Source organism: Vibrio sp. Y58_MX_L22, from assembly GCF_024181865.1.
Classification (GTDB): domain Bacteria; phylum Pseudomonadota; class Gammaproteobacteria; order Enterobacterales; family Vibrionaceae; genus Vibrio; species Vibrio alginolyticus.
In genome coordinates this window covers 814,751-836,725 of record NZ_JAMZAN010000001.1, presented here as the reverse complement: position 1 = coordinate 836,725, position 21,975 = coordinate 814,751, and the positions used below count along the sequence as shown (strand labels likewise).

Sequence of the window (21,975 nt, the reverse complement as noted above, 5' to 3'; positions counted from 1 at the left end):
GTCGCAGTGAGCGGATATTATGAGGCTTTTTTAATTTTATTTGTATTGAAAGAAAGGATGTCAAACATGGCTATGCACCCTCGTGCTGGGCAAAAAGCGCAGCAGGAAGATCTTCACAATATCCCAGCACTCGTTGCTAACTACTTCTTACTTCAACCAGACGCGGCAAACGCAGAACACAAAGTTCAATTTGGTACTTCTGGCCACCGCGGTACTGCAGACAAGCACACTTTTAACGAAAACCACATTTTAGCGATCGCTCAAGCGGTAGCAGAAGTTCGTGCTGAGCAAGGCACAACTGGCCCGTTGTTTGTGGGTAAAGACACGCATGCGCTATCTGAACCAGCTTTTTCAAGTGTGATTGAAGTATTGATCGCAAATGGTGTGAAAGTGATTGTCCAACAAGACAACGGTTACACGCCAACACCGGGTATTTCACACGCGATTCTGACTTACAACATCAAACACGATGAAAAAGCAGACGGTATCGTTATTACCCCATCACATAACCCACCACAAGACGGCGGTATCAAATACAATCCGACACATGGTGGTCCTGCAGAAGCAGAGTTGACTCAAGCTATCGAAGATCGTGCGAACGAACTGATTGCTGAAGGTTTACAAGGTGTGAAACGCCTACCACTAGCAGAAGCAAAAGCATCGGATCTGTTTGTAGAGATGGACTTGGTGAAGCCATACATCGATGACCTGGTGAACGTTATCGATATGGAAGCAATCCAAAAAGCAAACCTGAAGATTGGTGTAGATCCATTGGGTGGCAGCGGCATCGATTACTGGCGTCAAATAGGTCAGGCATACAACCTAGACCTAACGCTAGTAAGTGAATCGATCGATCCTTCTTTCCAATTCATGTCGCTAGATAAAGACGGCGTTGTGCGTATGGACTGTTCTTCTCCTTACGCAATGGCGGGTCTATTGGCACTGAAAGACGAATACGATTTAGCATTTGGTAACGATCCTGACTACGACCGTCACGGTATCGTTACGCCAAAAGGTTTGATGAACCCGAACCACTTCTTAGCCGTTTGTATCGACTACTTGTACCGTCATCGTGACGCGTGGGGTAAAGATGTAGCTGTTGGTAAAACACTAGTATCAAGTGCACTGATTGACCGTGTTGTTGCGGATCTAGGTCGTGAGCTATGTGAAGTACCAGTAGGCTTTAAATGGTTTGTTGATGGTCTGTACACTGGTAAATTCGGCTTCGGTGGCGAAGAAAGTGCCGGGGCATCTTTTCTTCGTAAAGATGGTACGCCTTGGTCAACAGACAAAGACGGCATCTTGTTATGTCTTCTAGCGGCAGAGATCACTGCGGTAACGGGTAAGAACCCACAAGACTACTATGAAGAGCTAGCGGCGAAACACGGTGAGTCGAAATACAACCGTATTCAAGCTGTAGCGAATGGCCCTCAAAAAGACGTACTGAAGAAGTTGTCACCAGAAATTGTCGCGGCTGAAACACTAGCGGGTGATCCAATTACGGCTCGTCTCACGCATGCACCAGGCAATGGTGCTGCGATTGGTGGCCTTAAAGTAACGACAGCTAACGGTTGGTTCGCTGCTCGTCCATCAGGCACAGAGGACATCTACAAGATTTACTGTGAAAGCTTCAAAGGTGAAGAACATCTGAAACAAATCGAAGCTGAAGCACAAGAAATAGTTAATCAAGTATTTGCAGCCGCTGGTTTGTAAAACATCCAATGGTCAATGTATCTAGCAAAGGGTTGATGTGAAAACATCAACCCTTTCATGTTTAAGTGCCCCGAACAGCTTTATCTCCGGGCCATGAATCTGGTACCACAAACCAGAATTGACCGTCTTCCGTTTGTGCGTGTATGAATCGATCTAAAGGCTTTTCAATAGGTTGAGAGAAATCGTCTGTTCCGATCGCCCAGCATGGTTTATGTAAATGATAAAGGGGTTTACCAATTAAATCCCATTGACTTTGATAGCACCAGTAACCACTAATCTGACTTGGATTTAATTCATAACCCAAGCACTCCTTAGGAGTTGGCTCTGGAGTAAACGGATTAATATAGAGTCGTCCTTGCATCATTAGGCGCTCTTCTGGAGAGTCGTTTAAAGGAATTATTTTTTGAAATTCCGGGCGATCGCTCATTTTCAGCTGATGCATGAGCATTCTATCCAATTTTGCATGTAACTGGTCGTGAGCATTCGGGCCATACCAAATGCCGTTGCAAAGAAGATAAAACTTAATCGCCACTTCCCAATGTTCTATCTGATTTGATTCTGTATTCCTCAACACCAAATCGACAGCACCAATGGTCTTACCTTTAGCGTCGTTTAACTGAATCTCTTCGGCAATAATCTGATATCGTCCTGAATTAGAAAGAGCCGCAGTGCATAGGTGCTGATATAAAAAACCCAGTCTCGGATTACCATTGTATTGTTCTGAGCTATTCAAAGGTTTGACCGAGACATCTTCTAAGGTTGCAAACGGAGGGCGTAACTTGAAAAGCGGAGGTGAAGTGGCGATCCATTGGTAAAAGCGTTGCAGTTGGTTCATCCGTATCCCTAAATTTATGGTGAGGCGACAAGCTTTGTTATTGTAACTAAATTTGCTTTTGAGGGTAGGGTGGCTAGCATCGATATTAGGGTTCGAGATACACTTTAAAGACCTAAATGATATCAAGGTGCCAGATGTCAAAAACGTTGTTGTATCAACTAGGTTGCACTCTTTCGTCTGATTCCATCGAGAGGTTATTTAGGTTTACATGCGCTAGAAATTGGAAGTAATAATGAATAACTTAAAGCTAGAACAGATTCTTAATGACAAACTGTCACCGCAGTTAATTAAAGATTACGCGCCAAATGGGTTACAGGTAGAAGGGAAATCAGCGGTAAAGCGTGTTATCACTGGCGTAACCGCCTCTCAAGCCTTAATCGATAAAGCGATTGAGCTTAATGCAGACGCATTGCTTGTTCATCATGGCTATTTTTGGAAAGGTGAGCCTGAGCCAATTCGTGGTATGAAAGGTAAACGAATTCGTAGCCTGATCAAAAATGGTATCAACTTATATGGTTATCACCTTCCTCTAGATATTCATCCAGAGCTAGGCAACAACGCTGAATTAGCTCGCTTACTTGAAATCGAAGTAGAAGGTGGGCTTGAAGGGCACCCTCAGTCAGTTGCTATGTTTGGGCGCTTGAAAAAGCCGATGTCTGGTGTTGAATTTGCGAGTAAGATCAACCAAGTTCTTGATAGAGAGCCTCTGCATATCGCCCCAGAGAATACCGATAAGATGATTGAGGCAGTCGGCTGGTGCACCGGTGGAGGACAGGACTTCATTGAACTTGCTGTACAGCACGGGCTGGATGCATTTATCTCTGGAGAAATTTCAGAGCGCACCACTTATACCGCTCGTGAAATGGACATTCATTACTTTGCTGCAGGTCATCATGCTACTGAGCGTTATGGTGTTCAGGCCTTAGGCAAATGGCTAGCGGATGAATATGGCCTACATGTGGAGTTTATCGATATAGATAATCCGGTTTGACGTTCGCTATTCGTAACGTTAAGTGCTGAAAAGAAAAAGGGTTGAGACGAAAATCTCAACCCTTTTGTTTGTCTATCTTCGTACTAAAAGATCATTCACGTTCGTGAAGTGGAGAAAACTCACGTTGTGTTTCGCCAGTGTATAGCTGACGAGGACGACCAATGCGGTTCAGTGGATCGCTATGCATTTCGTTCCAGTGAGCAATCCAGCCGATGGTACGAGAAATCGCGAAGATAACCGTAAACATAGAAACTGGAATACCAATCGCTTTAAGAATGATACCTGAGTAGAAGTCTACGTTCGGGTACAGCTTCTTAGACACGAAGTACTCATCAGAAAGCGCAATGCGCTCAAGTTCCATTGCAACGTCTAGCAGAGGGTCTTGAATGTTTAGCTCTTTGAGAACTTCATGACACGTTTCGCGCATTACTGTCGCACGTGGGTCGTAGTTCTTGTAAACGCGGTGACCAAAGCCCATTAAGCGGAATGGGTCATCTTTGTCTTTCGCGCGGTCTACATATTCAGGGATGTTATCGACGCTGCCAATCTCTTCTAGCATTCTCAAGCAGGCTTCGTTTGCACCACCGTGAGCAGGCCCCCAAAGGGATGCAATACCAGCGGCAATACATGCAAATGGGTTCGCACCAGAAGAGCCAGCTAGGCGTACAGTTGATGTCGACGCATTCTGTTCGTGATCCGCGTGTAGAGTGAAAATCTTATCCATCGCACGGGCAACCACAGGATTTACTTCATACTCTTCGCAAGGGTTTGCGAACATCATATGCAAGAAGTTCTCAGCGTAGCTAAGGTCGTTACGAGGGTAAATAAATGGCTGACCGATAGAGTATTTGTAACACATCGCCGCCAGCGTTGGCATTTTTGACAGCAGACGGTACGCTGCAATTTCGCGGTGTTCGTCGTTGTTAATGTCAAGAGAGTCGTGATAGAAGGCTGCAAGTGCTCCAACTACACCACACATTACCGCCATTGGATGAGCATCGCGTCGGAAGCCATGGAAAAAGCTTGCGATTTGCTCGTGTACCATTGTGTGACGAGTAACGGTCGTTTTGAATTGCTCGTATTGTTCTCGGGTAGGGGCTTCACCATAAAGAAGGATGTAACATACTTCTAAGTAATCTGCGTTATTGGCTAATTGATCAATCGGGAAACCGCGGTGCAAAAGAATACCTTTGCCGCCATCGATGTACGTGATTGATGATTCACAAGATGCAGTGGCAAGAAAACCTGGGTCAAAAGTAAAGTAACCATTGGCTCCCAGCTTACGAACGTCAATTACAGGTGTACCTAGCGTACCGTCCATAATTGGCAGTTCGATTGGCGCTTGACCTTCAACATGAAGGGTCGCTTTCTTATCCGCCATAACAATCTCCTTTGTTTATTATTTAATCCGTCCAGGATGTTTATGTGCCATTTTTGTACTGTTGTTAAAGCTTAAAGTCAATTTTTCTCCATCTTTGTGTGCACTTGTTATGATTTTTCTCATGAAAATCGTTAAAAATCTGTTCTATGTAGCATAATTTGTTACACCAATTGTATTAGAATGTTGCTCGCCGTATATTGGCAAAGAAAATTTTAGTTAAATCCTTATAAATTCGGGGGCTAGAAACAAAGAGTGAGGTTTGTTGCTGGATTCCGTTTGTTAACAAATTGTTTACAATTATCTGGGTGGTTACTCGCGATATTTGTTAAATAGATGTTAACTTTTGTACGTTTGGAAGCTGAAATTGGTTATAACAATAAATGCTCAATGGAGCTGAGTGAGCAAGCCCGTGAAAGAAAGAAAGTCAAGACCTGTTAATTTAGATTTACAGACCATCCACTTTCCTATCACAGCAATCGCATCCATCCTACACCGTGTGTCTGGGGTAATTACGTTTGTTGCGGTGGGTATATTACTGTGGTTACTATCCATTTCTCTGTCATCCCCAATGGGTTTTATGGAAGCCGCTGACATCGTCGATAGCTTCTTCGTAAAATTCATCCTGTGGGGAATTCTTACTGCACTTGCCTACCACATCGCAGGTGGTATCCGTCACTTATTGATGGATCTAGGTCACTTTGAAGAACTAGATTCAGGCACGATGAGCGCTAAAGTCGCGTTTGGTGCAACAGCAGTATTATCATTATTGGCGGGGATCTTGGTATGGTAAAACACGTATCTTCATTTGGTCGTAATGGTGTACACGATTTCCTACTAATTCGTGCAACTGCAATCATTATGACGTTATACACGATTTATCTGATTAGCTTCTGTGCATTTTCAGATATCTCTTACGCATCTTGGACCCAATTCTTTGGTGGTACCTTCACTAAAGTATTCACCATGTTGGCACTTGTCTCGATCCTGATTCACGCATGGGTTGGTTTGTGGCAGGTATTAACTGATTACATTAAGTGCGCGAAACTACGTGGCGCACTACAACTTGGTGTTATTGCCGTGCTATTCGGCTATGTCTTCTCTGGTCTATTTATTCTGTGGGGTGCGTAAGTGTCTATTCCAGTTCGTGAGTTTGATGCCGTAGTAATCGGCGCTGGTGGTGCAGGTATGCGCGCTGCACTACAAATTTCAGAACAAGGCCTATCATGTGCTTTGTTGTCAAAAGTATTTCCAACACGTTCTCATACTGTGTCTGCACAGGGTGGCATTACTGTTGCTCTGGGTAACTCGCACAAAGACGATTGGCAATGGCACATGTACGATACCGTTAAAGGTTCCGACTACATCGGTGACCAGAACGCGATTGAATACATGTGTAAAAATGGTCCTGAGTCAGTTATCGAGCTTGAAAAAATGGGTCTTCCATTCTCTCGTTTCGATAACGGTACCATCTACCAACGTCCATTCGGTGGTCAATCTAAAGAGTTTGGTGGTGAGCAGGCTGCTCGTACAGCCGCTGCTGCAGACCGTACTGGTCACGCACTTCTTCACACGCTTTACCAGCAAAACGTAAAACACAAAACAACCATCTTCTCGGAGTGGTACGCTTTGGATCTTGTGAAAAACCAAGACGGCGCAATCATGGGTTGTACTGCGATTTGTATGGAAACGGGTGAAATCTGTTACTTCAAATCGAAAGCGACCATTCTAGCTACAGGTGGTGCAGGTCGTATTTACGCATCGACCACTAACGCGCACATCAACACGGGTGATGGCGTTGGTATGGCGCTTCGCGCAGGCGTTCCAATGCAAGATATGGAAATGTGGCAGTTCCACCCAACAGGTATTGCTGGCGCGGGTGTTCTAGTGACGGAAGGTTGTCGTGGTGAAGGTGGTTACCTTCTAAATAAAGATGGTGAACGCTTCATGGAGCGCTACGCACCAAACGCGAAAGACCTTGCTGGTCGTGACGTGGTTGCTCGTTCAATGATGATTGAAATTCGTGAAGGCCGCGGCTGTGATGGTCCTTGGGGTCCACATATCAAGTTGAAACTTGATCACCTTGGTAAAGAAGTACTTGAATCACGTCTACCAGGTATCTGTGAACTGTCTCGTACATTTGCACACGTTGACCCAGTGAAAGAGCCAATTCCAGTAATTCCAACTTGTCACTACATGATGGGTGGTGTACCTACTCAAGTCTCTGGCCAAGCAATTAAGCAGAAGGCCGACGGTAGCGAGATGGAAGTACAAGGCCTTTACGCATGTGGTGAGATTGCTTCTGTATCGGTACACGGTGCTAACCGTCTGGGCGGCAACTCATTACTAGACTTGGTCGTCTTTGGTCGTGCTACTGGCTTGCACCTTGGCGAAACGCTAGCAGCGCAAGCGGAAGCTCGTCCTGCAACAGAATCTGATATTGAAGCGTCTCTAGCGCGTACTATGCGTTGGGAAAACAGCACTGGTGGTGAAGATCCAGTTCAGATTCGTAAAGACCTACAAGCATGCATGCAAAACAGCTTCTCGGTATTCCGTGAAGGCGATGCGATGGCAACCGGTCTAGAAGAGTTGAAAGTGATTCGCGAACGTTTGAAAGACGCGCATCTAGCGGACAAGTCTTCAGAGTTCAACACGCAGCGTATCGAGTGTCTAGAACTTGATAACCTGATGGAAACCGCGTTTTCAACTGCCGTTGCAGCGAACTACCGTACAGAGAGTCGTGGCGCACATGCTCGTTTCGATTTCCCTGAGCGTGATGATGAGAACTGGCTATGCCACTCTATCTACAATCCGGAAACAGAAGCGATGACTAAGCGTGATGTGAACATGACGCCAACGCATCGTGAAGCTTTCCCGCCGAAAGTACGTACATACTAAAGGGAGGATACGACTATGAAATTAAACTTCTCTTTATACCGTTACAATCCGGATGTGGATACTAAGCCTTACATGAAAGAGTATACCCTTGAGGTAGACGAAGGCTCAGACATGATGGTGCTTGATGCATTGATTCTGCTAAAAGAGCAAGATCCAAGCATCGCGTTCCGTCGCTCATGCCGTGAAGGGGTATGTGGTTCTGATGGTTTGAATATGAATGGTAAAAACGGCCTAGCGTGTATCACACCGTTATCTGCTCTACAAGGCGATAAGATAGTTATTCGTCCACTACCAGGGTTACCTGTCGTGCGCGATCTTATCGTTGACATGACGCAGTTCTATGATAACTATGCGAAAGTTAAACCATTCTTGATTGATGATGGTGCATTACCACCATCACGTGAGAATCTACAATCGCCTGATGACCGTGCGCATTTAGATGGATTGTACGAATGTATCATGTGTGCATGTTGTACAACGTCTTGCCCATCATTCTGGTGGAACCCTGATAAATTCATCGGCCCAGCTGGTCTTCTCGCAGCGTACCGTTGGCTAATTGATAGCCGCGATACGGCAACAGATGAACGTTTGTCTGATCTTGATGATGCATTTAGCGTTTTTCGTTGCCATGGCATCATGAATTGTGTAAGTGTTTGTCCTAAGGGATTAAATCCGACGAAAGCCATCGGTCACATTAAGTCGATGTTGGTTAATCGTTCGGTTTAATTTACTCGCTCTTAGGAATGTCGCAGTGTTGCGGATCACCCGATATGACCGCTTCACTGCTTCAGTAATATTCGAGTAAAGAATACAAAAATTGCCGACCGTATTTTTAGTCGGCTCTTATAGCTCGGCAAAGACCGAAGCAAACGTGAAAACTACTGGTTAAGGGAAAATATGCACAACGGCGTGATGAAGGCATGGCTCGAGTCTTCACACTTGGCTGGCGCCAATGCAACGTATGTAGAGGACCTCTACGAACTGTATCTAAGTGATCCCGATCTGGTAAGTGAGGAGTGGAAACGTGTTTTTGAAGGCTTGCCTAAGCCATCAGAAGAAGTGGCAGAACAACCACATTCACGTGTCCGTGACTACTTCCGACGACTCGCTAGAGAAACAAAGCATTACAATGTCCAAGTTAGTGACCCAGATGTCGATGCAAAACAAGTAAAAGTTCTACAGCTAATCAACGCATACCGTTTCCGCGGGCATGAAGCTGCAGAATTAGACCCACTAGGTCTATGGCAACGCCCAACCGTGGCGGAGTTAGACCCTGCTTTTCATAATCTTACCGAAGATGACTTCGAAGAAACTTTCAACGTAGGTTCTTTTGCTGTTGGGCAAGAAACCATGAAGTTGAAAGATATCTATGAAGCCCTCAACAAAACTTATTGCGGTTCCATCGGTGCTGAATACATGCACATGACTGACACAGAGCAAAAGCGTTGGATTCAGCAACGCCTTGAGTCTGTCGTAGGCCAGCCATCATTCAACAAAGATGAGAAGCGCACATTCCTAGAAGAGCTAACAGCCGCTGAAGGTTTGGAGCGTTACCTCGGAGCGAAATTCCCAGGTGCAAAACGTTTCTCTTTAGAAGGTGGTGATGCGTTGATTCCGATGACGAAAGAGTTGATCCGTCATGCGGGTACAAGTGGAATGCGTGAAGTGGTTATCGGTATGGCTCACCGCGGTCGTTTGAACATGCTGGTGAACGTACTTGGTAAGAAACCTCAAGACCTGTTTGATGAGTTCGCCGGTAAACACGACGAAACTTGGGGTACGGGTGATGTGAAATATCACCAAGGTTTCTCTGCTGATTTTGCGACTCCTGGCGGTGATGTTCACTTAGCACTTGCATTTAACCCGTCGCACCTAGAAATCGTAAACCCAGTAGTCATGGGCTCAGTTCGAGCACGTCAAGATCGCTTGGGTGATAATCAAGGTAGCAAAGTGCTTCCTATCACCATCCACGGTGATTCTGCAATCGCTGGTCAGGGTGTGGTTGCCGAAACGTTCAACATGTCTCTTGCTCGTGGGTTCCAAGTTGGTGGTACGGTACGTATCGTCATCAACAACCAAGTAGGCTTTACGACGTCTAATCCTCGTGACACGCGTTCTACGATGTACTGTACCGATATCGCGAAGATGGTGCAGGCGCCAATTTTCCATGTAAATGCCGATGACCCAGAAGCAGTTGCTTTTGTTACTCGCATTGCATTGGATTACCGTAACGAGTTCAAGCGCGATGTCGTAATCGATCTTGTGTGTTACCGTCGCCACGGTCACAATGAGGCAGATGAGCCAAATGCGACTCAGCCTTTGATGTACCAGAAAATCAAAAAGCATCCTACACCACGCAAATTGTATGCAGATGTTCTGATCGATAAAAATGAGTCAGATATCGAGACGGCGACTCAGTTAGTCAATGAGTATCGCGATGCATTAGATCGCGGTGAAGTGGTTGTTAAAGAATGGCGTCCAATGGCATTGCACTCTGTAGACTGGTCCCCTTACTTAGGGCATGAATGGGATATGGAGTGGGATTCAAAATACGACAAGACACGCCTTGTTGAGCTAGGCAATCGTCTGTGTCAGTACCCAGAAAGCCATAAACTGCAAAGCCGTGTTAATAAGCTATACAACGATCGTCTAGCAATGATGACCGGTGAAAAAGCCATTGACTGGGGTATGGCTGAAACATTGGCGTATGCTACATTGGTTGACGATGGCAAGCGTATTCGTCTTTCTGGTCAGGACTCGGGTCGTGGTACTTTCTTCCACCGTCACTCGGTTCTTCATAACCAAACCGATGCAAGCACTTACATTCCATTAGCGAATATTCATGACAACCAAGGGCCATTCCAAGTCTTTGACTCAGTATTGTCAGAAGAAGCTGTGTTGGCGTTTGAATACGGTTACGCAACAGCCGAACCAGGTGGTTTAACTATCTGGGAAGCACAGTTTGGTGATTTTGCCAACGGTGCACAAGTTGTTATCGACCAGTTTATCTCGTCAGGCGAGCAAAAGTGGGCGCGTTTGTGCGGTCTTACTATGCTTCTACCTCATGGTTATGAAGGTCAAGGTCCTGAGCACTCATCTGCACGTTTAGAGCGTTACCTTCAGCTTTGTGCTGAGCAAAATATGCAGGTTGTGGTTCCTTCAACACCGGCTCAGGTGTACCACATGATTCGTCGTCAGGTTGTACGCCCAATGCGTCGACCTCTCATTGTTATGTCGCCGAAATCTTTGCTGCGCCACCCTCTATGTACTTCAACGATTGAAGACTTGGCGGATGGTACATTCCAATCTGCAATTCCAGAAGTAGATGATTTAGAACCAAGCAAAGTGAAACGTGTCGTGTTCTGTGCTGGTAAGGTTTACTTTGACCTACTAGAGCAGCGCCGTAACAACGAGCAAGACGATGTTGCTATCGTGCGTATTGAACAGCTTTACCCATTCCCAATGGAAGAAGTACAAGCAGCAATTGCTCAATACACTAACGTTGAAGACTTCGTGTGGTGTCAGGAAGAACCTCAGAACCAAGGTGCTTGGTACTGTAGCCAACATAACTTCCGTGCCGCTATTCCTGCAGGTGCAAATCTTAAATACGCAGGTCGCCCAGCTTCTGCTTCGCCAGCAGTTGGCTACATGTCGGTGCACTTGAAACAACAAAAAGCGTTGGTTGAAGACGCTCTGAACGTGAACTCAAAAACTTCGAATTAAGAACTAGAAGTTAAAGGAAGAAACAGATATGACAATTGAAATTCTGGTTCCAGATTTACCTGAATCAGTTGCTGATGCAACCGTAGCGACATGGCACAAACAACCAGGCGACGCAGTAGAGCGTGACGAGGTTTTGGTTGACATCGAAACAGACAAAGTTGTGCTAGAAGTTCCAGCTCCGGAAGCTGGCGTTTTAGAAGCTATTGTTGAAGCAGAAGGTGCGACAGTACTTTCTAAACAAATCATTGCTAAATTGAAGCCAGGCGCAGTTGCAGGTGAACCAACTGCAGACAAAACAGAAGGTACTGAAGCATCTCCTGATAAGCGTCACAAAGCTGCGCTTAGCGAAGAAAGTAATGACGCATTAAGCCCAGCAGTGCGCCGTTTATTGGCTGAACATGGCTTAGAAGCAAGCCAAGTGAAAGGCACTGGTGTTGGTGGTCGTATTACGCGCGAAGATATTGAAGCGCATCTTGCGAACGCTAAATCTGCGTCAAAAGAAGACTCGCCAGCAGTGGTTGACGTGCCGGCAGCGGCTCGCAGTCAGAAACGTGTTCCAATGACTCGCCTTCGTAAGACAGTTGCTAACCGTTTGCTAGAAGCGAAGAACAACACGGCAATGCTAACGACGTTTAACGAAGTGAACATGAAACCAATCATGGACCTTCGTAAGCAGTACAAAGATCAGTTCGAAGAGCGTCACGGTATTCGTTTGGGCTTCATGTCTTTCTACGTGAAAGCAGTGACAGAAGCGCTTAAGCGTTACCCAGAAGTAAATGCTTCGATTGATGGCGATGACATTGTTTACCACAACTACTTCGACATTAGCATGGCGGTATCAACGCCACGTGGTCTAGTTACACCTGTCCTAAAAGACTGTGACAAGCTTGGTTTCGCTGATGTTGAAAAAGGCATCAAAGAGCTGGCTATCAAAGGTCGTGATGGCAAGCTAACGGTAGACGAGCTAATGGGCGGTAACTTCACTATCACAAACGGTGGTGTGTTTGGTTCACTAATGTCTACACCAATCATCAACCCACCTCAATCAGCGATTCTTGGTATGCATAAGATCCAAGAGCGTCCGATGGCAGTGGATGGCAAAGTTGAAATCTTGCCGATGATGTACCTAGCGTTATCTTACGATCACCGCCTAATTGACGGTCGTGAATCAGTTGGTTTCCTAGTAACGATTAAAGAGTTACTAGAGGACCCAGCACGTCTCCTATTAGACGTTTAATATCGCTAAAACGTCTAGTTATCGTAGGTAGCTAGACGTTAAAAATTTCAATGGCTAGACTAGCTCAACGTTTGGCCTTCATTTGAATCCTTCAGTATGAGAACTCATGATGAAGGATTGATTTGAGAAGACCCTACAGACGTACAAGCAGCCAAGACTGCAGCGTTATGGAAATAATAAATCCCTTAAGGGAAAAACAAACGGAATATCGAAATGAATTTGCATGAATACCAAGCCAAACAGCTGTTTGCAGAATTCGGTTTGCCTGTGCCAGAAGGCTACGCATGTGATACACCACAAGAAGCTTTTGAAGCCGCAGGCCGTATTAGTACAGCCAAGAAAGTAGTTAAATGTCAGGTTCACGCTGGTGGCCGTGGTAAAGCGGGTGGCGTAGAGCTACACGATACAAAAGAAGGCGTTAAAGAGTTTGCACAGAAGTGGTTAGGTAAAAACCTAGTGACTTACCAAACTGACGCTAACGGTCAGCCAGTAACAAAAATCCTTGTTGAAGAAGCTTCAAATATTGCGAACGAACTATACCTAGGTGCGGTAGTTGACCGTGCTAGCCGTAAGATCGTTTTCATGGCTTCTACCGAAGGTGGTGTGGAAATTGAAAAAGTTGCGGAAGAAACGCCGGAACTCATCCACAAAGCAGCAATTGACCCACTAGTAGGTCCACAAGCTTACCAAGGTCGTGAGCTAGCGTTCAAACTTGGTCTTGAAGGCGACCAAATCAAACAATTCGTTAAGATCTTTATGGGTCTTGGCACTATGTTCTCTCAGTACGACCTTGCTCTGCTAGAGATCAACCCACTTGTGATTACTGGCGAAGGCAACTTGCTATGTCTTGACGGTAAGATCAACATCGACTCAAACGCACTGTACCGTCAGCCTAAGCTTCGTGAAATGCACGATCCTTCACAAGAAGATGAGCGTGAAGCACACGCAGCTCAGTGGGAGCTGAACTACGTAGCACTAGACGGTAACGTTGGCTGTATGGTTAACGGTGCAGGCCTAGCAATGGGTACGATGGATATCGTAAACCTACACGGCGGCAAACCAGCTAACTTCTTAGATGTAGGTGGCGGCGCGACGAAAGAGCGTGTTGCTGAAGCATTCAAGATCATCCTATCTGATGACAATGTGAAAGCGGTACTTGTTAACATCTTCGGTGGTATTGTACGTTGTGACATGATCGCAGAAGGTATTATCGGTGCGGTTAAAGAGGTAGGCGTAAGCGTACCTGTTGTTGTTCGTCTTGAAGGTACTAACGCCGACCTAGGTCGCGAAGTTCTTGCTAATTCTGATGTTGATATCATTGCTGCTGAGTCGCTAACTGATGCTGCTCAGAAAGTTGTTGCTGCTGCGGAGGCTAAATAATGTCTGTATTAATTAACAAAGACACTAAAGTAATCTGTCAGGGGTTCACTGGTGGTCAAGGTACTTTCCACTCAGAGCAAGCTATCGCATACGGTACGCAAATGGTTGGCGGTGTGTCTCCAGGTAAAGGTGGCCAAACTCACCTAGGTCTTCCTGTATTCAACACAGTTCGTGAAGCAGTAGAAGCGACTGGTGCAACAGCGACAGTCATCTACGTACCAGCACCTTTCTGTAAAGATGCAATCCTAGAAGCGATTGACGCGGGTATCGAGCTAATCGTAACGATTACTGAAGGTATCCCTACAACAGATATGATCGACGTGAAAGTGAAGCTAGAAGAAACTGGCGTTCGCATGATCGGTCCTAACTGTCCGGGTGTTATCACTCCTGATGAGTGTAAGATCGGTATCATGCCTGGTCACATTCACAAGAAAGGCAAAGTAGGTATCGTATCTCGTAGCGGTACTCTAACTTACGAAGCAGTTAAACAAACCACTGACGAAGGTTTCGGCCAGTCTACTTGTGTTGGTATCGGTGGTGACCCAATCCCGGGTTCAAACTTCATTGATATCCTAAAACTGTTCCAAGAAGACCCTGAGACAGAAGCGATCGTTATGATCGGTGAGATCGGTGGTACTGCAGAAGAAGAAGCAGCAGCATACATTAAAGAAAATGTAACGAAGCCAGTGGTTTCTTACATTGCTGGTGTAACTGCACCTCCTGGTAAGCGTATGGGCCATGCTGGTGCGATTATCTCTGGTGGTAAAGGTACTGCTGAAGACAAATTTGCTGCACTAGAAGCGGCTGGCGTTAAAACTGTGAAATCTCTAGCAGAGATTGGCCAAGGTCTACGTGAAGTGACGGGTTGGTAATCGACCACACTACTTAATAAGTATTAAAAAGCCTGCGATTTCGCAGGCTTTTCTTTTTCCGTTTCCGTGGGTTTATGTTTGTTGTTAGCAAGGTCTTTCGCGTTTAATACTCAATGCGATTATGCTTTGCTTTTAATCAGCTGGCTCAGCATAAATAAGGATGTTGCGCTGATCACTACGGAAGGGCCGGCCGGTGTATCGAAGTGCCATGATAGGCTAAGCCCCATCAGTACTGCCACTGAGCCAATAATGGATGCGAACAATGCCATTTGCTCTGGTGATGAAGAGACTTTACGTGCTGTTGCTGCTGGGATAATTAGGAGCGAAGTCATGATCAACGCGCCAACGAACTTCATACCTACTGCGATTACTACACCCACCATTAGCATTAACACCAATCTAACTAAGTCTGTATTCACGCCCTCAACAGCGGCAAGTTCTTCACTAACAGTGCTAGAAAGCAGTGGGCGCCAGAAGACGTACAAACACGCACTTACCGCAACAACACCTGCGTAAATAAACATCAGATCTTGTGGAGAGACGGCAAGTAAGTCCCCAAATAGGTAGCTCATTAAATCGACGCGCACGTTTTCCAAAAAGCTAACCGATACTAAACCGATAGAGAGTGCACTGTGTGCCAAGATACCTAACAACGTGTCTGTAGCCACAAGTTGTTGCTTTTGCAGAGTGACAAGCAAAACGGCCAGAGCTAAACAGCAGACGAGTAGCGCAAGGTAGAGATTTACGTTGAGCAAGAAGCCCAGCGCTAGGCCCATTAACGATGCATGAGCTAGGGTATCTCCGAAGTAAGCCATTTTACGCCAAACGACAAATGACCCAAGTGGACCGGCAATGATCGCGATACCAATACCAGCAAGAATAGAAGGTAGGAGAAACTCAATCATGATGGTGATGTCCGTGTTTATGGTGGGAGCATGATGTCGCATCACCGCTTACTGGCGTTCCGGATAAATCGTGATGATGGTGCTCATGGTCGTGATGATAAAACGCGAGAGACTCTCTTGCTGCATTGCCAAATAGTGCGATGTAAGAAGGGTGCTGAGTAATAGTGGCAGGTGAACCTGAGCAGCAAACATGGTGATGCAGACAAATAACATCGTCCGTTTTCGCCATCACTAAATGTAAGTCATGCGATACCATAAATACGCCACAATCAAAGCGGTGACGAATGCTCTCAATTAAGTCATAGAGATCGATTTGACCTTGGATATCCACTCCCTGAGCTGGTTCATCTAATACCAACAGCTGAGGACGTTGAAGCAGAGCGCGAGCCAGTAACACTCGTTGGTTTTCACCACCGGATAAGCGATGCATATTACTATTAAGTAAATGTTCAGCGCCAACAAGCCTTAATGCATCAATGCACTCCTGCTTACTGTATTTTCCTGCTAAATTTAGAAAGCGGGTTACATTCAATGGAAGGGAGTCATTGAGCTTCAACTTTTGAGGAACGTAACCAATTTTCAGTTTTCTTTGTCGGTTCAACTTGCCGCTAGTCGGCTTTTGAAGACCTAAGATAACTTTGACTAACGTTGATTTTCCCGCTCCATTGGGACCAATTAGGGTAGTTATTTTGCCCTTTTCTAATTCCATACTAATGTTATCGAGAACTCTGCGGCCATCGAACTCGACGCATAGCTGCTCAAGATGGACTAAGGAAGACATGAATGAAACTCATTTGCAAATCAATAATGTTATAATGTAACATTATCTCACTTTCCACGCCATATCCCAAGTAAAACTATGAAAAGAGCATTAATTCTTGCTGCCTCAGCAATGTTAACACTGCCAGCACAGGCGGTAACGGTACTGACGAGTATCAAACCTATTCAGTTGTTAGTAACAGAGCTTACTCAAGGAGTAACTTCACCAGACGTGCTATTGCAGTCTAACACATCACCCCATGACTATGCTTTGCGTCCATCGGATGTTAAAAAGGTCGCTTCGGCTGATTTGGTTATCTGGTACGGACATGATCTTGAACCGTTTCTAGAGAAAGTTGTTTCGGATAGATCGAATACTTTGACTATTAGTCAAATTCCAAATCTAGAATTGCGTGAATTTGATAGTGAGCACAACCATGACCATGATGGGCACGATCATGGCTCACATGATCCGCACTTTTGGCTAGGTGTAAGCCAAGCACAACAAGTGGCCAAGGCTGTTGTGAATCAACTTGTATCACTTAATCCGGAAAATGCAGCTCAATATCAAGCGAACCTCAAAAAGTTTGAACTCGAGCTAAAAGACACTGACCAACAGATAAAGCAGAAGCTGGCACCAGTAAAAAACAAAGGTTACTTTGTATTCCATGATGCTTACGGTTATTTCGAAGATCGTTATGAACTAAATCAAATGGGGCATTTTACTGTGAGCCCAGAACGCAAGCCAGGAGCGAAGACCTTAATTCAAATTCGTCAAAAGCTAAGTGGTGGAGATGTGGCTTGTGTATTTTCTGAACCTCAGTTTACCCCGGCTGTCGTTCAGAGCGTAATGAGAGGCAGTGACGTCGCTAAAGGCGAGCTTGACCCGTTAGGGAGTACAATTGAAGCAAAACCTGGCAGTTACTTTACTTTTCTCAACAATATGGCGAATAGTTTTGAGCAATGCTTGAACAAAAAGTCAGATTAAGTGCTGTCGTAATGTAGGAGTAGTCTTTTTAACGTGATCCAGTAGTAAGAATTACAACCTTTGGTAAGGCGAGCCTTTTCTCAGAAAGTAATTGAGATATCATTACCAATAATTATCAGCTCAAAATAACCGTATCAATCCATGCTTTACAAACGATGAACGGTCACTTTCTGAGCACAAATTGATATAAAAGGTTTTCGTCTTGCTACGCCAATTAGCCCTTGTTCTACTGGGCTTTGTCTTATCCTACCAAGCATTTGCACTTCATAATGCAAATGCAATCTTTTACCCTTTGCCAACTCAGGCAAAGGGTACTTTTATCGCGGCTAAAAAGTTGTTCTTGGGTGAAAAGGGCGGTTTGTGGATTCATGACGTTCACGGACGAGTCCTGTTTTACGATGGTCAAACTATATTGCCTAAATCAGGTAGCTTCCTACAAACGTCGGCTAAGCAGTTGGCTTATCATAAAGGTGCTTTTTGGACCTTTATTGAAAATGAGGTCTATCGAACTTATCCAAATCAGGAGCGACGTTTAGTCTTTAGTTTAAATCCAGGCTCACAAATAAGAAAAATAGGGTCTTCAAAGAACTATATTTGGGTGAGTGATGGCGCGCATTTCTATACCTACAATATCGACACTAGCGAATTAAACTCTTTCTCTCTATTGCAGCTCTATCAACATAGTAATAATAGCTACGTTTACATTAATGATGCGGTGCTAGTTGAAACGAAGTGGGCACTAGCAACGACTTCCGGCTTCTATCTTTCTGAAGGTGATAAGTTTGACCATGTCGCTGCCTCAGGTCAAAACTACATTGAGAAAGTCTATTATTCACACACGCGAAGAGAAATTTTGATAGGTACATTGCGTGGCGCTTTAATTTTCAACATTTACCAGCCTGATAAAGAAGTGACTAGAATTGGCGGCTCACATGTTTTGACATTCGCAGAGACAAATCAAGAGTATTGGGTGGGGACAGAGCATGGCCTTTATTTGTACTCATTTTTTTCAGGTGAGGTCACCGAAGTCGCGCCTGCAAGTTTTCTTGAGTTAGAGTTAGACAACACGAAGATTTATTCGTTGTTGAGCGACAATATAGGAGGGATGTGGATTGCGACTAACCAAGGTATTCGTTATTACTCGCTATTTAGTAAAAAAATTGAACGAGTGACCTTTAGTAGTTATGACTCACACACCCTATCAGGACGAATTCGGCAAACTATTGAAGGTCCTGATGGTGCGCTTTGGTTTGCTGATGACCGAAAGATTTATCGTTCAGGAAAGAGTGGGATTAACCAAGTCTTAGAGTTGGAGTCGCAGATCAATGAATTTGCGTTTCAAAACGGTATGCTTTGGCTTGCGACCTCAAAAGGACTGGAAATATTTGAGCTAAATGGTCTCAACAAGATTACATTTCCTTATTTACAGGTTATGGCCGGACATGCCGTAGAGCATGTGACCGTTGATGGTGATGACCGTCTTTGGGTATCAAGCGGATACCATCTTTACAATGTTGATACTGCTGCACAAAGCGTACGAAACTTTGGAAGTGAGTGGCTAGTAAGTCAGTATTTGCCTGCTAAGGTTACGCGCCTATATGATACTGAAGATGCCCTATTAATAGGCACTGATCATGGCGTATACCAATACAGTAATGACAACATCCAGTTTATCCGCTTTTCAGAAAAGTTTGGTGAATCATTAGACATGACCACGGCGGTTGATGGCAGCCAGTGGTTTGCTTCATCTTATGGTGTGTTTAAAACTGATACACGAAGCGATGAAAAACGTGTTGTTGAAATGAGTGAGCCCAACGCCAGACCTGCTTGCTTGATCAGAGACAGGCAAGGTGTATGGTTAGCTTCCTCTGTCGGTTTAAGCTATTACCACCTTTCGGGTGAGTTAGTGAAACATTACTCATCGTCATCAGGCTTAATGAACAATGAGTTCCTCCCTGGTATTTGTAGCGTTATACAGCAGACAGAAATTGGTGAGCGAGAGCTTGTTCTGGGGTCGAAGTACGGACTCGTAAAAGCAGAAGCATCCAAGCTGCTTGTATCTAATCCCCCTGAGTCTAAGTTTATTGTTAGCCAAGTTGTGCTTGAAAATGAAGTTCTGCAAGTTGGTAGTGCCGATCTGAATGGGCTCACACTGCCATATGGATCTTCGCTGAGTTTTTTATTCGGTGTGATGCCAAAACCAGACAGTCAAAACTTGTACTATCGATTGAACAACGAAGACCCATGGCAAACGTTAGAGGGGGGCCAACTGACACTCGAGCACCTTAGTTCCGGTGAATATCACTTGCAGGTCAGTAATGAGTCTCAAGTTGCCACTGGAGTCGTTGGTTTAGAATCTCACTTTATCGTCCTTCACCCTTGGTATTTATCGCGATTTGCTATTTTAGGCTTTGTCGTAGCTAGTATTGCGGTCGTCGTATTACTTGTTTTCTGGCGCTCTCGCTACGTTGTACAGGCTAACCGTGATCTAGCAGCTCAAGTGACTCTCAAAACGAATCAGTTAAGACATCAAAGTAGAGTGTTGCTTACGAGCAACCAGCAATTACGTAAACAGATTCAAGTTAGAAACCTACTCGTAGACCATGTAGCTCTATCCATAAAATCAAGCGTCGACTTTATTGTGGCGAAACTACCTATGCCTCTGGATACTGTGACGGAGGATCATTTGGCTAAAACGAATTGGCAGTTAAATGAACTCAAAAGCGTTCCAAGTGATGTAAGTGGTGGGAGTCAGAACTACAACTTGAGTCAGATAACTCAGTCAGTGGTTGATGTATGGCAAGATGACTTTGCAAAAGCGGGTATTTTTGTAGAGCTAGAAGATGAGAGCAAGCAGAGCCGGGTTGCTCTGGAAAGTTTTAATCTTGATGTTATTTTCAATAGCATTTTTGCCAATATCATCAAGCGCTCTTTCCGAGGTCAAACAGTCAGAATTATGCTAGAAGAGGGGCATGATATTGTGTCATTGAGCTTTCTTGATTACGGGACGCAATTACCTAATAAAGTCGCGACTGGGCTTCCATCTAACTTAAATCACTCTGAGTTGAGTATTGACCACCTTGCCCAACTAGTGACAACGAGTGGTGGTTACTTGGCTGTCTTCTCTTCTGATGCTCAAAACAAAGTCGAGATTACATGGCCATCTGCGAAGGAAAGGAGTTATCTGGATGAACCGCAGCAAGAACTCAATCCTGTAACTATTGCAGAAGATCAAGTCACACCCGAGAAAGAGTGGTTGCAAAAAGTCTATCAATTAGTGGCAGAGCATTACCATGATCCTGAATTTGGCACTGCGTCAGCCGCTAAAATGCTGTATATGTCTGAACGCTCTTTGCAGAGACGTTTTAAATCTGCCTCGTCAAGAACGTTAAAAGACTATGTCACAGAGGTTCGTTTGGAAACGGCGTGTGAAAAGTTATTGGCGGGTGAGAAAATCAGTGAAGTCGCCTTTAACTGTGGCTTTAATGATCCATCTTACTTTAGCCAAAAGTTTAAGCTGCATTTTGGTTTGCCCCCTTCCAAGTTTGCTTTGACTCAAGAAAGCCAAGAAATTAACTAGAAAACCTTCATTATACGCTCCCTAGTTAATAGTTAAGATGCTGGGGAGCTGCATACAGTGCTCTATTATTGCTGCAGTTGCTAACGCAGTAAGTTTCATTGTTTCTTCATCACATCTAGCCTACAAATCCATTCTCAACACGTAAGCACGATCACGTTCTATCTGTTAGTCGCGATGTTCATAACAATAAGCATAAATGGCTTCAAGAGAATGATTTACTGATAGTTGCAACAAATAAATGACAGTTGTATTGCTGTATCAAAAGAGCGTTGTTCATTTGGGTGAATGATGGCATGCGACATTCGTGAAAACGAAAACTGTGTTGAAAAGATGGATAAGGTAAAGAAGTTTTGAAAGAGGTGAAAAAAATATCGTGGTATAGCCGGGGGGACTATACCACGGGTGCCAAGGACACCTTCGCTTGCTGCCGGAGTGACATGTTGCCATGCCACCTCTGGAATTTATTAGAGAGGTTGCCCTCTCGATGGAGTAACTATACGAGAGGTTACTTATTTTTCTTATAAAAATAACGCCATGTTTATATGAGAAAAGCGACAATGTTTGGTTTTTTACTTAAGCAATTGTTTTAATTTGTATTTTTTGTTTTCTATCTTGGTTTGTGACATTTTTGTTTCGTTAGGTGTCATTTTTAATTGTTAATTTTGACGTAAATAACGAGAGGAAATTTACGAAGTTAACGTTTGAAAGCGTGAAAA

The 21,975-nt window shown here is 44.7% G+C and carries 16 protein-coding genes; 12 read left to right on the top strand and 4 right to left on the bottom strand.

The features are described 5' to 3' along the window. The first annotated feature begins 66 nt into the window (after positions 1-66). Positions 67-1,713 (top strand): phosphoglucomutase (alpha-D-glucose-1,6-bisphosphate-dependent), encoded by a 1,647-nt coding sequence (gene pgm / locus NL626_RS03600; protein ID WP_253656996.1) that lies wholly within the window; start codon positions 67-69, stop codon positions 1,711-1,713. Positions 1,714-1,774: 61 nt separating this feature from the next. Here the strand turns inward: pgm and NL626_RS03595 are convergent, their stop codons facing one another. Further along, positions 1,775-2,548 (bottom strand): DUF1853 family protein, encoded by a 774-nt coding sequence (locus NL626_RS03595; protein WP_253656995.1) that lies wholly within the window; start codon positions 2,546-2,548, stop codon positions 1,775-1,777. 232 nt (positions 2,549-2,780) lie between these two features. Between NL626_RS03595 and NL626_RS03590 the strand changes: the two genes are divergently transcribed. After that, positions 2,781-3,539 carry a Nif3-like dinuclear metal center hexameric protein gene (locus NL626_RS03590; RefSeq protein WP_253656994.1) on the top strand — a complete coding sequence of 253 codons (759 nt, stop codon included), beginning with the start codon at positions 2,781-2,783 and terminating at the stop codon, positions 3,537-3,539. Between the two features lie 91 nt (positions 3,540-3,630). Here the strand turns inward: NL626_RS03590 and NL626_RS03585 are convergent, their stop codons facing one another. Then, positions 3,631-4,920 carry a citrate synthase gene (locus tag NL626_RS03585; RefSeq protein WP_005382163.1) on the bottom strand — a complete coding sequence of 430 codons (1,290 nt, stop codon included), beginning with the start codon at positions 4,918-4,920 and terminating at the stop codon, positions 3,631-3,633. 397 nt (positions 4,921-5,317) lie between these two features. Between NL626_RS03585 and sdhC the strand changes: the two genes are divergently transcribed. The 8 genes from sdhC (at position 5,318) to sucD (ending at position 15,027) form a co-directional block, all read left to right on the top strand. After that, positions 5,318-5,710, top strand: coding sequence for a succinate dehydrogenase cytochrome b556 subunit (gene sdhC / locus NL626_RS03580; RefSeq protein WP_017634811.1), 393 nt, complete (start codon positions 5,318-5,320; stop codon positions 5,708-5,710). Next, positions 5,704-6,048, top strand: coding sequence for a succinate dehydrogenase, hydrophobic membrane anchor protein (gene sdhD / locus NL626_RS03575; protein ID WP_005382169.1), 345 nt, complete (start codon positions 5,704-5,706; stop codon positions 6,046-6,048). The genes sdhC and sdhD overlap by 7 nt, the downstream gene beginning before the upstream one ends. Further along, positions 6,049-7,815: a succinate dehydrogenase flavoprotein subunit gene (gene sdhA, locus NL626_RS03570; protein ID WP_005382172.1), complete on the top strand. Its 1,767-nt coding sequence runs from the start codon at positions 6,049-6,051 to the stop codon at positions 7,813-7,815. It begins immediately after the preceding gene. A 15-nt stretch (positions 7,816-7,830) separates the two neighbouring features. After that, positions 7,831-8,541, top strand: a complete 711-nt coding sequence (locus NL626_RS03565; RefSeq protein ID WP_005382174.1) for a succinate dehydrogenase iron-sulfur subunit — start codon at positions 7,831-7,833, stop codon at positions 8,539-8,541. 171 nt (positions 8,542-8,712) lie between these two features. Then, positions 8,713-11,538, top strand: a complete 2,826-nt coding sequence (gene sucA, locus NL626_RS03560) for a 2-oxoglutarate dehydrogenase E1 component (protein WP_250654266.1) — start codon at positions 8,713-8,715, stop codon at positions 11,536-11,538. 28 nt (positions 11,539-11,566) lie between these two features. Beyond that, positions 11,567-12,775, top strand: a complete 1,209-nt coding sequence (gene odhB, locus NL626_RS03555) for a 2-oxoglutarate dehydrogenase complex dihydrolipoyllysine-residue succinyltransferase (protein ID WP_005382177.1) — start codon at positions 11,567-11,569, stop codon at positions 12,773-12,775. Between the two features lie 213 nt (positions 12,776-12,988). Next, entirely contained in the window at positions 12,989-14,155 is a 1,167-nt protein-coding gene (gene sucC / locus NL626_RS03550; protein WP_005382179.1) for an ADP-forming succinate--CoA ligase subunit beta, read from the top strand. Continuing rightward, the gene (gene sucD, locus NL626_RS03545; RefSeq protein ID WP_005382181.1) at positions 14,155-15,027 is read left to right on the top strand and encodes a succinate--CoA ligase subunit alpha; all 873 of its coding nucleotides are present in this window, start codon (positions 14,155-14,157) and stop codon (positions 15,025-15,027) included. Before sucC ends, sucD begins: the two co-directional genes overlap by 1 nt. A gap of 119 nt (positions 15,028-15,146) precedes the next feature. Here the strand turns inward: sucD and znuB are convergent, their stop codons facing one another. Both znuB and znuC read right to left on the bottom strand, forming a co-directional pair. Continuing rightward, complete coding sequence (gene znuB / locus NL626_RS03540; protein WP_005382183.1) at positions 15,147-15,932, bottom strand: zinc ABC transporter permease subunit ZnuB; 786 nt, start codon at positions 15,930-15,932, stop codon at positions 15,147-15,149. Beyond that, positions 15,925-16,713 (bottom strand): zinc ABC transporter ATP-binding protein ZnuC, encoded by a 789-nt coding sequence (gene znuC / locus NL626_RS03535; RefSeq protein WP_005382185.1) that lies wholly within the window; start codon positions 16,711-16,713, stop codon positions 15,925-15,927. The genes znuB and znuC overlap by 8 nt, the downstream gene beginning before the upstream one ends. 78 nt (positions 16,714-16,791) lie before the next feature. Between znuC and znuA the strand changes: the two genes are divergently transcribed. Both znuA and NL626_RS03525 read left to right on the top strand, forming a co-directional pair. After that, the gene (znuA, locus tag NL626_RS03530; RefSeq protein ID WP_213915112.1) at positions 16,792-17,679 is read left to right on the top strand and encodes a zinc ABC transporter substrate-binding protein ZnuA; all 888 of its coding nucleotides are present in this window, start codon (positions 16,792-16,794) and stop codon (positions 17,677-17,679) included. Between the two features lie 202 nt (positions 17,680-17,881). Continuing rightward, positions 17,882-21,259 carry an AraC family transcriptional regulator gene (locus NL626_RS03525; RefSeq protein ID WP_253656993.1) on the top strand — a complete coding sequence of 1,126 codons (3,378 nt, stop codon included), beginning with the start codon at positions 17,882-17,884 and terminating at the stop codon, positions 21,257-21,259. Positions 21,260-21,975 lie beyond the last annotated feature (716 nt).

Coding starts and splice junctions, on each gene's coding strand:
- odhB (WP_005382177.1), top strand. CDS start 11,567: ATGACAATTGAAATTCTGGTTCCAGATTTACCTGAATCAGTTGCTGAT.
- sucA (WP_250654266.1), top strand. CDS start 8,713: ATGCACAACGGCGTGATGAAGGCATGGCTCGAGTCTTCACACTTGGCT.
- znuB (WP_005382183.1), bottom strand. CDS start 15,932: ATGATTGAGTTTCTCCTACCTTCTATTCTTGCTGGTATTGGTATCGCG.
- sdhD (WP_005382169.1), top strand. CDS start 5,704: ATGGTAAAACACGTATCTTCATTTGGTCGTAATGGTGTACACGATTTC.
- znuC (WP_005382185.1), bottom strand. CDS start 16,713: ATGTCTTCCTTAGTCCATCTTGAGCAGCTATGCGTCGAGTTCGATGGC.
- NL626_RS03565 (WP_005382174.1), top strand. CDS start 7,831: ATGAAATTAAACTTCTCTTTATACCGTTACAATCCGGATGTGGATACT.
- pgm (WP_253656996.1), top strand. CDS start 67: ATGGCTATGCACCCTCGTGCTGGGCAAAAAGCGCAGCAGGAAGATCTT.
- NL626_RS03595 (WP_253656995.1), bottom strand. CDS start 2,548: ATGAACCAACTGCAACGCTTTTACCAATGGATCGCCACTTCACCTCCG.
- sucD (WP_005382181.1), top strand. CDS start 14,155: ATGTCTGTATTAATTAACAAAGACACTAAAGTAATCTGTCAGGGGTTC.
- sucC (WP_005382179.1), top strand. CDS start 12,989: ATGAATTTGCATGAATACCAAGCCAAACAGCTGTTTGCAGAATTCGGT.
- NL626_RS03590 (WP_253656994.1), top strand. CDS start 2,781: ATGAATAACTTAAAGCTAGAACAGATTCTTAATGACAAACTGTCACCG.
- NL626_RS03585 (WP_005382163.1), bottom strand. CDS start 4,920: ATGGCGGATAAGAAAGCGACCCTTCATGTTGAAGGTCAAGCGCCAATC.
- znuA (WP_213915112.1), top strand. CDS start 16,792: ATGAAAAGAGCATTAATTCTTGCTGCCTCAGCAATGTTAACACTGCCA.